The following is a 12,273-nucleotide window of genomic DNA, read 5'->3' as shown; positions in this document are numbered from 1 at the left end:
ATCATAGCAGTTTCACACGAGCTACTCAAACCTCTTGACATTGGTATATGAACAATTTCATCATGCTCTTCTAATAGAGACTCCCACAGATCAATTACATCACCCGGTGCTGGTTGTGATGTTGATATCTCTGCACCTTCTACTAATTTCTCATAGAATTGTTCTTGAGATAATGTAATATCTTCAAAATACAGTACCTCATTGATATAGAAAGGCATTGGCAATACAGATACTCCATATTCCTTACTGTCTATCTGCGTTATGCCACTATTACTGTCTGTTACGACTGCTATCTTCTTCATCTTACACCATCCCGTTTTTCTTCTTACATACTTTCCTTCAATCGATTCACAACTTCTTCCACGACATTAACAGCTCCTAAGTTTTGATCGCTCAATTCGTATGTTGCTTGTGATTGCTCCTGCACAGTCACACAAGCTTCCGATAGATTATTCACGCATTGTATTACATTTGCATTTTCATATTGAAGCTCTTTCATGTTCTCTGACTGCATCTTTGTTGCATCTACAACAAGAGCAATACTTTCTTTAATTCCTTGAAATACACTCTGCGTATCATATATTAATTCATTCTGCTGTTCATTTGTATTCGTAACAGCTTCTACTGAGTTCTTTACAAAATCAGCAGCTTTTTCTAATTCATCAACAATGATAGCTATTTGTTCTGTCGCTGTCTTTGTCTGTTCTGCCAAGCTTGTAATCTCCGATGCAACAACCGCAAATCCTTTTCCTGCTTCTCCAGCTCTAGCAGCTTCTATTGAAGCATTTAAAGCCAACAAGTTTGTCTGCCCTGCAATTCCTTTTATTATATTAACAATATTCGTTACTTCTTTTGTTTTGTTATTCAATTCTGACATTTCTTCAACAACAACACTATTATGTTCTCCAACTGACTTTGCACTCTTATTCAAATTGTCCATATTCACAATACCGTTTTTAATATGGCTTTGTGTTTCATCTACTGCATTATCAACTTGCATTGATAGCATCGAAACAGTCTCTATTGTTCCTTGCATTCGAGCTGTCACATCTCTTTGTTCTGTAACAGACGAATTCATCTCTCCTGTCTTACCTACTACATCTTTCATTGCTACTTCTGTATCATTAGCAGTTGATTTAACTTGCGCAACAACATCAAGTAATTTTTCTGTATTATTACTAATTACTCGATTTATCTCTGTCATACTTTGTAACATTTCATTTTGTTTTTGCTCATTCTCTTTAATAATACTTAATTTCTTATCTGCAATATCAATCGCCATTTTTGTTGCTAAATAAGCTAATATCATAGATAACGCAATAACAGCAATCTGAATTTCATAGTTCGTAATGTCTGCTGGCTCTGTTTGTTTAAGCACTGCACACTTATATAGTATTTCAACGATATTCGCCCCTATACAGATTGCAGTATAAATCTTTATTACTGTCGCATTGTTACAAACAATTAAAAGTGCCAACATCGGAAATGAGTATGAGAATACTAAAATTGTATTACCTGTAAAGAGCACAAATGTATACATAACGGCATATCCAGCACCCACTATAATCGGTAAAATCTTACTTTCTTTATCTTTTGTATAAATCATATATACTACTACTAATGGAATTACTACAATTGCCAAAAACACTAGATAATACGAGACAGAACGTTGCCCTTTTATCAGTTCCAATGCATATGCCACAAGTAGCACACTACAAATTGCCGCCCAACCGCGAAACAGCATCAGGTTCGTCTTTTTTGCTTCATTCATCTTTTATACCCCTTCAGATAGCATCTCTTTCATTAGTCTTTTTTCTTTATCAGTTAAATTTGCTCCCTCTAATAAATCAGGTCTTCTCTGTACGGTACGAAGAATGGATTGTTCTCTTCTCCACTTTTCTATATTAGCATGATGACCAGACAATAAAACGTCTGGAACCTTTTCTCCCATGAATTCTTCTGGTCTTGTATATTGCGGATATTCTAATAGATTATCATGGAATGATTCTATCTCTGCTGATACATCATTATTTAGCACACCAGGAACTAACCTTGATATGGCATCCATCATAACCATAGAAGGAAGTTCGCCTCCTGTTAATACATAATCGCCAATAGATACATTATCTGTAACGATTTTCTCTAAAACACGTTCGTCAATCCCCTCATAGTGACCACATAAAAACACAAGATCTTGCTCCATCGCAAATTCTTCTGCCATTGCTTGCGTAAATACCTTTCCTTGTGGAGTAAGGTAAATTACACGAAGTGGTTTTTCTGTTGCAATCTGGTTCTTCACATGTTCATATGCTTTATATACAGGGCCTGCCTGCATAACCATACCAGCACCACCACCGTATGGATAATCATCTACTTTAAGATGCTTATTTTCCGAAAAATCTCTTATGTTTATCGTCTGTAACGTAATTAAGTCTTTTTCCCTAGCACGTCCTAATATACTTGTATTCAATCCTTGTTCTATCATCTCAGGGAATAGAGTAAGTACGTGATAATTCATCTCTATTTCCTCCTATTAATCAAGTAAACCTTCCATAATATGTGCTTTAATTTTCTTCTCTTCAATATTAACATCTAAGATACAAGACTCAATATTTGGTAATAATACTTCTTTTCCTTCTGTTGTCTTAACAACATATACGTCATTCGCACCTGTTTGCAATACTTCTACTAGTTCTCCAAGCTCTTCCTCTTCGTCTGTAACTACCATGCAACCAACTAAATCATAGATAAAGTATTCTCCTTCTTCTAACTTGACTGCATTCTCTCTCGTAACAAGAAGATCTTTTCCTTTGTATTTTTCTATATCATTAATGTTATCGAATCCTTTAAACTTAACAATTACCATTTGCTTAAAGAAACGAACACCCGTGATTTCCATCTCAATTTGCTCTTTACCTGTATCTAATATAACTTTTTTTAAATCCTTAAAACGGTTTTGATCATCTGTTGTTGGGAATACTTTTACTTCCCCTTTTATGCCATGCGTTGAGCTTATAACACCCACACGTAATAAATCGTCCATTACTTCCCTCCTATATAACCAAAGAATGCCACAAAAAGGGCGTCCTACAAGTAAGACACCCTCAGTAATCATAGTACTAGTAGTTTGTATTGATTATTGGATCTCAACAATTACCTTTTTATCATCCTTTGATGCAGCTGCCTTAACAACGGTACGAATTGCTTTCGCAATACGGCCTTGCTTGCCAATTACTTTTCCCATATCATCCGCTGCTACTTTTAATTCTACAACAATTGCTTTTTCTGTTTCACTCTCAGTTACAACGACCTCTTCCGGATGATCTACTAATGATGTAGCAATTACCTCAACAAGTTCCTTCACTACCTTCACCTCCACTATGCATATACCACATAAGCCACGAAAAGAGAACCTCTCGTGGCTTATGTGTATTCTAACTAGTTTTGCTAAATAATGATGTTGAGGACAAAAAATATTTTGTCCTCAACTGATACACGGATTGTTACGCATTTCATGCTCTCACAATCCTAAAACATTCGAAATCCGCTCTATTCGAGCTACTTTCTCATGTTTTGCGAGTCTCAAAGTCATGCTTTCTCATGCAAGCATGAAAAACATGACCTTTTGACTCTTGTATCATATAATTATTTAACGATACCAGCTTTTTTGAATAATCTGTTAACAGTTTCAGTTGGTTGAGCACCATTTGATAACCATTTTTGAGCTGCTTCTTCATTTACGTTGAATGCACTTGGCTCTTTAGTTGGATCGTAAGTTCCGATTTCCTCGATAAATCTACCATCTCTTGGAGATCTTGAATCTGAAACAACTACTCTATAGAAAGGAGCTTTCTTTTGTCCCATTCTCTTTAATCTGATTTTTACTGCCATGTTATTTTCACCTCCTTAAATATTGAACCCATATTCGACTATTGTCATATATATTAACAGTTAAAACTGTTGGTCCTCGCTTATAGACCGAAAGGTAATTTGAACTTTCCTCTCTTACCTTTTCCAGACATCATTCCAGACATCTGTTTCATCATCTTCTTACTTTGCTCATATTGCTTAACAAGTTTGTTTACTTCGCTGATATCAACACCAGCTCCTTTAGCAATACGTTTCTTTCTAGATGGATTAAGAATATCGGGATTCGAACGTTCTTGTTTTGTCATGGAATTAATAATTGCAACCGTTCCATCAAAAACGTTATCATTAATCTCAACATCTTTTAATTGAGCAGAAGCTCCTGGAATCATACCAAGTAAATCTCCGATTCCACCCATCTTCTTAACTTGCTGAATCTGTTCAAGAAAGTCATTGAAATCGAATTCTGCTTTTCGCATCTTCTTTTCCATCTCTCTTGCTTTTTCTTCATCAATGTTCTCTTGCGCTTTCTCTATTAATGTAAGCACATCTCCCATACCTAATATACGGGAAGCCATTCTATCCGGATAAAATTGTTCTAAGTCAGACAATTTTTCTCCCATACCAACATAGAGAATTGGGCGTCCTGTTACTGCACGAATGGATAATGCCGCACCACCTCTTGTATCACCATCAAGTTTTGTAATAATTACACCATCAACACCAATCTTTTCATTGAATGTCTCGGCTACATTAACCGCATCTTGACCTGTCATAGCATCTACTACTAGAACACTTTGTGTTACATCTACATTCTCTTTTATCTCAATTAGCTCAGTCATCATATCTTCATCAATATGAAGACGACCAGCTGTATCTAGTATTACAACATTAAATCCATTCTTGTGTGCATGCTCCACTGCCGCTTTTGCTATGTTCACTGGTTTATGTCCATCACCCATAGAGAATACTTCAACACCTTGTTTTTCTCCATTAATCTGCAACTGTTTAATTGCTGCTGGACGATATACATCACATGCTACAAGTAAAGGCTTTCTTCCTTTTTGTTTCAGTTTTCCTGCAATCTTTGCAGTTGTGGTTGTCTTACCAGCACCTTGCAGACCACACATCAAGATTATTGTTAATTCTGAACCAGGTTTTAAAACTAACTCTGTAGTTTCATCACCCATTAATTTAACCATCTCTTCATTAACGATCTTAATTACCATCTGGCCTGGTGTTAAACTATTCATTACATCTTGTCCAACTGCTCTTTCCTGAACAGCTTTAATGAAGTTCTTAACAACCTTAAAGTTAACATCTGCTTCTAGCAACGCCATCTTAACTTCTTTTAAAGCAAGTTTAACATCTGCTTCTGTTAAGCGTCCTTTACCACGCAAATTCTTAAACACATTCTGTAGTTTTTCGGATAAGCTGTCAAATGCCATGCTTAAACCTCCAATCTCAATCACTCTATATTCTGTATTATTCTATAAGTCTTCTAAAATGCTATCGGATAGTGATTCAATCTCTGTTAACAATGCACACTCTTTTGGTAATTCAGATGCATTAGACGTTAGTATCCGTCCCGATAACTCTTTTATCCTACCTACTTTTTGCTTCGTCTGTTCAAACTTCTCAATCAAATGAAGCTTCTCTTCGTAGTTAATTAATTGATTACTGCATCTCTTCACAATATCATGTACACCTTGTCGGCTTATTCCTTGATGTTCTGCTATCTCACTTAAGGATAAATCATTCAATATGTAATCTTCATAGATATACTTCTGATTTTCTTTAAGCAACTCTCCATAAAAATCATAGAGCAAGGATAACTCAACTAGCTTATCAATCTGCTTTATATTATTATCCTTTTTTTCAATTTGTTCACTCATATAAAGCACCGTCCTGTAAAGTAATTTTCTTTACAGTTGTTAGTATACATAATTCCAAAGCGTCTGTCAACAAGATTTTTTGTTTTTTTGAAAAAACTTTTTTCGTTTCAAAGTACTTGTGTAATGAATGTTTGCAACGCAAAACTTTTATATGTTTAAGAGCTTCTTCGCTGCTGTACTAGAATACGAAACACGCTACACACCTAAGTACTTCTAAGTGTGTATGGGCGGTTTCTGAGAATTTACGGAATCGACCTCGATTCGGCATCCTGCCTCAGCTCGGTCTGGCTCGGCGTCCATGCCGAGCCTTCCTAGGTTGTGGATATACACACTAAGATGTACTATAGGTGTTTCGCTATCGTTTCTTAATTCTAGGACAGCAGCGAAGAAGCAGGTAAGGTATTGAAGTTTTGCTTAGTTATGTTGTCGATACACAAGTACGCGAAAATATTGACTGGGTAAATTTTGTTCAAAAAAATGCTGACTGGATAAACATAGAAAGAACAAAGAATCAACAATATTAGTGTACTCCTTAGCTTTATACTTTTCTACAAGAAATTGCTTCGCTTTATTTTCTCCACATAATTAACGACTATATGCACATAATAAAAGATATGGTATTATCTCAACAAAAAACGCAAAGGAAGGTACAATATGGATACCAATACAGAATTACTTAATTATATTTTTCAAAACTCTCAGATGGGTATACAGACGATTGGACAGTTGCTTGATATTGTAGAGGAGGATTCTTTTAAGAAGCAACTAGAATCCGAGTTAAAAGAATATCGATTGATTAATCAGAAGGCTCGTGATATTCTTACCGATTTAGGGTGTGATGAAAAAGGAATTACGCAGATGGATAAGTTCAAGGCGTATATTATGATTAATATGCAGACTCTTACTGATAAATCTGCTTCTCATATTTCTGAGATGATGATTACAGGAAGTACTATGGGTATTATTGAGGCTACGAAGAAGATTAAAGAATATGTTGATACAGCAGATAAGAATATTGTTGGTTTGATGAAGGATTTACTCAAATTCGAAGAAAAGAACATTGAGAGTTTGAAAGAATATCTGTAGGGATTGCTGTTAATATTACAGTAAAACCGTCTACAAAAAAACTCCGTATATTACTTATCAAAATAATATACGGAGTTCTTTTTGTATCATCATTACTGTGAACGGTTTTCGCAAACAGTAACGAGTATTTTATTATACTGGATATGCTTTGCTTGCTGTATCAGCTGCTGTTAAATCCACTTTTGTTCTTTGAGCTTGACGGTATTTGAAGAAGTCTGTAGCTACTTGTGGGAACAATGCATATGTTAATACATCTTCGTCTTGTTCTTTCCATTGTGCCATCTCTGCTTCAATTGTCTTTAACTCTGGTTTTAATAAGTCAGCTGGACGACAAGTAATTGCTTGCTCATCTCCGATTGCTTTCTTTTGAACTTCTGCGTTGAATGGTTTTACTGTTTGACCATATTCACCACGAAGAAGTGCTTTTGATTCTTTTGTAACCATCTTGTAACGTTCTCCAGCTAATACGTTAAGTACCGCTTGTGAGCCAACGATTTGGCTTGAAGGTGTTACTAGTGGTGGTTCACCAAAGTCTTGACGTACACGAGGAATTTCTTTTAATACGTCATAGTATTTATCTTCTTGATTCGCATCTTTTAATTGAGATACTAAGTTTGATAACATACCACCTGGTACTTGATATAGTAAAGTCTTAATATCAACGCCCATAACTTTTGGATTTAATAATTTGCTTTCCAATGCTTCATCTCTAAGTGGTCTGAAGTAGTCAGCAATTTCAGCTAATAAGTTTTGGTCAAAATTAGGATCATATTCTGTTCCTTTGAATGTTTCAGCCATAACTTCTGTAGCAGGTTGGCTTGTTCCCATTGCGAATGGTGACATAGCTGTATCAATAATATCACAACCAGCTTCAACAGCCTTCATATATGTCATTGCTGCTACACCTGAAGTATAGTGTGTATGAAGTTGGATTGGAAGTGATGTTGATGATTTTAATGCTTCAACTAATTCTGTTGCTTTATATGGAACTAATAAACCAGCCATATCTTTAATACATAAAGAGTCAGCTCCCATATCTTCAACACGTTTCGCCATATCCATCCAGTAATCTAATGTATAAGCATCACCTAATGTATATGAAAGAGCGATTTGTGCGTGTCCTTTTTCTTTATTAGCAGCTTTAACTGCTGTTTCAAGATTACGGATATCATTTAAACAGTCAAAGATACGAATAATATCAATACCATTTGCAATTGATTTTTGAACAAAATATTCAACTACATCATCTGCATAGTGGCGATATCCTAAGATATTTTGACCTCTGAATAACATTTGTAATTTTGTGTTTTTAAATCCAGCTTTTAATTTTCTAAGTCTTTCCCATGGATCTTCTTTTAAGAAACGAAGGGATGCATCAAATGTAGCTCCGCCCCAACATTCAACAGAATGGTAACCAACTTTGTCCATCTTATCGATGATTGGAAGCATCTGTTCCGTAGTCATTCTTGTAGCTATCAATGATTGATGTGCATCACGTAATATAGTCTCGGTAATCTTAACCGGTCTCTTCGCTTGTTCTGACATTTTACTACCTCCTGTTATTACTATTAATCTATTTCACACCGAATATTGCCATAAAAGTACCAGCAGCTACTGCTGTACCGATTACACCAGCAACATTAGGTCCCATTGCATGCATTAATAAGAAGTTTGTAGGATCTTCTTCTGCACCAACCTTTTGCGAAACTCTTGCTGCCATTGGAACTGCAGATACACCTGCTGAACCAATTAGCGGATTCACTTTACCACCAGTTACTTTACACATTAACTTACCGAATAGTACACCCGCCGCAGTACCAATTGCAAATGCAATTAATCCAAGTGCAACAATCTTAATTGTATCCATGTTTAAGAATGCTTTTGCACTTGTTGTTGCACCTACTGAAGTACCAAGTAAGATTACAACAATATACATCATTGCATTAGAAGCTGTATCAACAAGTTGCTTAACAACTCCTGATTCTCTGAATAAGTTACCTAACATAAGCATACCAACAAGTGGTGCTACTGTAGGAAGAATTAATACAACAATAATTGTAACAACAACTGGGAATAAGATTTTCTCTAATTTCGATACCGGTCTTAATTGATCCATTCTAATTGCACGTTCTTTTTTTGATGTTAATAACTTCATAATTGGTGGTTGAATAATTGGAACCAATGCCATATATGAATATGCAGCTACTGCGATAGGTCCTAATAAATCAGTTTGTCCTAATTTATTAGCTAAGAAAATTGAAGTAGGACCATCTGCTCCACCGATAATAGAAATCGCTGCTGCTGACTTTCCATTGAATCCCATAAGAATGGCAAAGATATAAGCAGAAAAGATACCAAACTGTGCCGCTGCTCCCAAAAGGAAACTCTTAGGATTTGCAATTAATGGACCAAAATCTGTCATAGCTCCAACACCTAAGAAAATAAGTGATGGTAAGATTGTCCATTCATCTAATAAATAAAAATAATGTAGTAATCCGCCTTCTTCCATAATCGGTGGATATAAGTTTACTAATAACATACCAAATGCGATTGGTAGTAATAGAAGCGGTTCATACTCTTTCTTTATCGCTAAGTATAGGAAAAAGCAAGCAACCGCGATCATTATAAAGTTTCCGACTGTTAAAGAAGCAAAAGCGGACTGACCAACTAAATTTTCTAGCATTTCTAAAATGTCGCTCATTTAAGTATTACCTCCCATTTTACTTTGTGGTAATTTACATGAAACATGTAAACTTAGTTTAATGTAGCTAATACATCACCAGCTTCTTTTGCATCTCCAACTGCTACATTAATACTTGCTACTGTTCCATCTTGAGGAGCAACGATTTCGTTTTCCATCTTCATTGCTTCAAGTACAACTAAAACATCACCTCTTTTTACAGCTTGTCCTGCACTTGCCTTAACAGCAAGAATCTTACCTGGCATTGGTGCATTCACTTTAACACTTCCTTGTGCGCCACCTGCTGGTGCTGCCGCTTTTGGTGCTGCTGGAGCTGGTGCTACTGCTTTTGGTGCTTGTGCTACTGGTGTTGCAACAGGTTGTGCTACGCCAGATACGCCTTCTTCTACAGATACTTCATAAACATTACCATTAACTGTAATTGTATAATTTTTCATGTAATTATTCCTCCTAATACTTATGCTTTCTGCCACTTATTTGATTTTGCTCTCTTGATTGAACGAACAACAAGACCATCAGCTGGAATTTCCACACCGTTTGCTGTCATAGATGCCATAATTGCTGCTGTAATAACAGCTACTAATTCACCATCATCTACTAATTCTACTTGTTCCTCTTCTTGCTCTGCAATTTGAGCCATAGTATTATCAATGGCTTCTACAACATTTATCTCTGTTTCTTGCTTTTTTGACATCTTTTCTTGAATCATTGGAATAAATCTAAACAAACCAATCATAAATGAGATAAAGATTAATACAACGAATACTGTTCCCATACCAAGGATTGTATTTAATCCTGCATCTTGCATCTTACTGCCTAAAGTCTCAATCTCTTCTACTACAATTGCATTAGAATCAACAGTTAAAGTTGAATCAAATGGAACTCTAAATTCAACGTCGTTCTTTGCTTTTTCATACTTCACTGTGATTACAACTGTAATTTTATCACCAGCTTCTTTAATTGTTACGTCTTTTGTTTCAACAAAAGCACCTATATCTGTTTGCGCTTGTCTCCATGATGCAAACACTGTTTTTGTAGCTTCATCCATCTGACCACTAGATACAAGCTGTTCTAGCGTATCATCATCATAGCTTTTAAAATCCATCTGATTCCATGAATCCATCCACTGCGTTGCAGTTTCTTTCACAGTAGCTTCATCATATTGGAATGTCGCTGCTTCTTCTTTTGCTGAACATGCAGTTATTGCAAACATGCATGTAATCAAACATAATAATAGCATTAGTTTCTTTTTCATATCAGTACGCATGCCCCTTTCAAAGTCTGGAGTCTTATGCCAACACAATTCTCCGTATTCACGCTATTCTAAAATTAAATCGTGCCATGCTTTTTGTTTGGACGACTCTCTCTCTTTGTGAATAGCATTTCATATGCATAAACAAGTTGCTTTCTTGTAGCTTCTGCTGGAATTACAATATCAACGTATCCTCTCTTAGCAGCAGCTTCTACACTTGATTGAAGGCTTGCATATTCACTTGCTTTTTCATTAATCATAGCAGTTGCATCACTTGCATCTTTAATGTCATCTGCATAGATAATTTGTGCTGCTGATTTTGCATCCATCATTCCGATTGCTGCATCTTCATATGCAAGAACCATATCAGCACCTATATGTTTAGAATTCATTGTTACATAAGCGCTACCATAAGCTTCCCCAACAACTACGTTTACTTTTGGCACTGTTGCATTCGCAAATGCGTATGTTAATTTTGCCGCTGCTTTCGCAATCGTTTTTTCTTCTTCTGTTGTTGCTTTGTAACCTTTTACACTTGTTAATGTTAAAACAGGGATATTAAATGCATCGCAGAAATTAACAAAACTTGTAGCCTTCTCACAACCAGCTGTTGATAAAGATGCATCAAATTTTTCTACTGCTTTAAAATCTTTGTCAAGAATTTCTGCACGATTCGCAATTGCACCAATTGTCATACCGTTAAGACGGATAAAACCAGTAACCATATCTTTTGCATAAGCAGACTTCACTTCGAAGAAGAAATTATCATCTGAAATTTCTCTTAGAGCTACTGCAGAATCTTTTAAAGATGTACCAAGTGATGGTACAAGTCGATTTAAATCATCAGTACATTCATCATAAGAATCATCATCTTCATTGTTAGAAGGTAAGATTGTTATTAATTCGCGAACACTCGCTAATACAGCTTCTTCATCTTTGCAAACAACATCAGCTACACCAGCTTCTGCTTGGTATTTTGCTGCGCTTGTATCACATTTTGCTGTATAATTGCCATCTAAAGCATTTGGTGAGTTAACAAATAATTTTGCTTCTTTTTCTGTCATAAAAGTGAAATCACTTAAATTCGAAGAAATTGCTACTCCACCACCACAGTTACCAAAGATTGCAGTAACTTGAGGTATTACGCCAGATGCTAATGTTTGTTTCAAATAAAGTTCACCAAAGCCATTTAACGCATCTGTTGCTTCTTGAAGTCTTAGACCTGCGCAGTCAATAAGACCAATCACTGGTGCTCCCACTTTCATCGCCATATCATAGATACGTGCAATTTTCTTTGCGTGCATCTCTCCTACGGAACCACCTAATGCTGTTGCGTCTTGGCTATATACATATACTAGTTTTGAATCAACAACTCCATAACCAGTAATTACGCCATCTGCAGGGATTTCTTTCTGCTGCATATTGAAGTCTGTGCTTCTTTTTGTTACCATTGCACCCACTTCAACAAAACT

14 protein-coding genes are annotated in these 12,273 nt (G+C 35.9%); 1 reads left to right on the top strand and 13 read right to left on the bottom strand.

Annotated elements, in window-relative coordinates:
* From RMR19_RS09270 to ylxM, 8 genes are all read right to left on the bottom strand, one after another.
* Positions 1 to 302, bottom strand: a 302-nt coding sequence (locus RMR19_RS09270) for a DegV family protein (RefSeq protein WP_310603211.1), incomplete at its 3' end; no start/stop codon positions are given.
* Between the two features lie 23 nt (positions 303 to 325).
* Positions 326 to 1,771 (bottom strand): methyl-accepting chemotaxis protein, encoded by a 1,446-nt coding sequence (locus RMR19_RS09265; protein ID WP_310603210.1) that lies wholly within the window; start codon positions 1,769 to 1,771, stop codon positions 326 to 328.
* 3 nt (positions 1,772 to 1,774) lie between these two features.
* Positions 1,775 to 2,518 carry a tRNA (guanosine(37)-N1)-methyltransferase TrmD gene (gene trmD, locus RMR19_RS09260; RefSeq protein ID WP_310603209.1) on the bottom strand — a complete coding sequence of 248 codons (744 nt, stop codon included), beginning with the start codon at positions 2,516 to 2,518 and terminating at the stop codon, positions 1,775 to 1,777.
* A gap of 15 nt (positions 2,519 to 2,533) precedes the next feature.
* Positions 2,534 to 3,043 carry a ribosome maturation factor RimM gene (gene rimM / locus RMR19_RS09255; protein WP_310603208.1) on the bottom strand — a complete coding sequence of 170 codons (510 nt, stop codon included), beginning with the start codon at positions 3,041 to 3,043 and terminating at the stop codon, positions 2,534 to 2,536.
* A gap of 93 nt (positions 3,044 to 3,136) precedes the next feature.
* Complete coding sequence (locus RMR19_RS09250) at positions 3,137 to 3,364, bottom strand: KH domain-containing protein (RefSeq protein ID WP_310603207.1); 228 nt, start codon at positions 3,362 to 3,364, stop codon at positions 3,137 to 3,139.
* A 281-nt stretch (positions 3,365 to 3,645) separates the two neighbouring features.
* The gene (gene rpsP, locus RMR19_RS09245; RefSeq protein ID WP_073284659.1) at positions 3,646 to 3,891 is read right to left on the bottom strand and encodes a 30S ribosomal protein S16; all 246 of its coding nucleotides are present in this window, start codon (positions 3,889 to 3,891) and stop codon (positions 3,646 to 3,648) included.
* A gap of 80 nt (positions 3,892 to 3,971) precedes the next feature.
* A complete protein-coding gene (ffh, locus tag RMR19_RS09240; RefSeq protein WP_310603206.1) occupies positions 3,972 to 5,315 on the bottom strand; it encodes a signal recognition particle protein in 1,344 nt (447 codons plus the stop codon).
* A gap of 42 nt (positions 5,316 to 5,357) precedes the next feature.
* Positions 5,358 to 5,762 carry a YlxM family DNA-binding protein gene (gene ylxM / locus RMR19_RS09235; RefSeq protein ID WP_310603205.1) on the bottom strand — a complete coding sequence of 135 codons (405 nt, stop codon included), beginning with the start codon at positions 5,760 to 5,762 and terminating at the stop codon, positions 5,358 to 5,360.
* Positions 5,763 to 6,416: 654 nt separating this feature from the next.
* Between ylxM and RMR19_RS09230 the strand changes: the two genes are divergently transcribed.
* On the top strand, positions 6,417 to 6,848 hold the full coding sequence (locus RMR19_RS09230; protein WP_310603204.1) for a hypothetical protein: 432 nt from the start codon (positions 6,417 to 6,419) through the stop codon (positions 6,846 to 6,848).
* A 132-nt stretch (positions 6,849 to 6,980) separates the two neighbouring features.
* On the opposite strand, the gene RMR19_RS09225 is transcribed toward RMR19_RS09230, so the two are convergent.
* From RMR19_RS09225 to RMR19_RS09205, 5 genes are all read right to left on the bottom strand, one after another.
* On the bottom strand, positions 6,981 to 8,393 hold the full coding sequence (locus RMR19_RS09225) for an oxaloacetate decarboxylase subunit alpha (protein WP_310603203.1): 1,413 nt from the start codon (positions 8,391 to 8,393) through the stop codon (positions 6,981 to 6,983).
* Between the two features lie 28 nt (positions 8,394 to 8,421).
* Positions 8,422 to 9,549 (bottom strand): sodium ion-translocating decarboxylase subunit beta, encoded by a 1,128-nt coding sequence (locus tag RMR19_RS09220; RefSeq protein ID WP_310603202.1) that lies wholly within the window; start codon positions 9,547 to 9,549, stop codon positions 8,422 to 8,424.
* A 53-nt stretch (positions 9,550 to 9,602) separates the two neighbouring features.
* Positions 9,603 to 9,986, bottom strand: a complete 384-nt coding sequence (locus RMR19_RS09215) for a biotin/lipoyl-containing protein (protein WP_310603201.1) — start codon at positions 9,984 to 9,986, stop codon at positions 9,603 to 9,605.
* A gap of 20 nt (positions 9,987 to 10,006) precedes the next feature.
* Positions 10,007 to 10,804, bottom strand: a complete 798-nt coding sequence (locus RMR19_RS09210) for an OadG family transporter subunit (RefSeq protein WP_310603200.1) — start codon at positions 10,802 to 10,804, stop codon at positions 10,007 to 10,009.
* A 74-nt stretch (positions 10,805 to 10,878) separates the two neighbouring features.
* A partial coding sequence (locus RMR19_RS09205) for an acyl-CoA carboxylase subunit beta (protein WP_310603199.1) occupies positions 10,879 to 12,273 on the bottom strand: 1,395 nt, incomplete at its 5' end.

Origin of the sequence: Anaerosporobacter sp., from assembly GCF_031551385.1 — a bacterium.
Lineage (GTDB): Bacteria > Bacillota > Clostridia > Lachnospirales > Lachnospiraceae > Anaerosporobacter.
The sequence above is the reverse complement of the archived record's forward strand: the minus strand, read 5'-3'. Positions and strand labels throughout refer to the sequence as shown.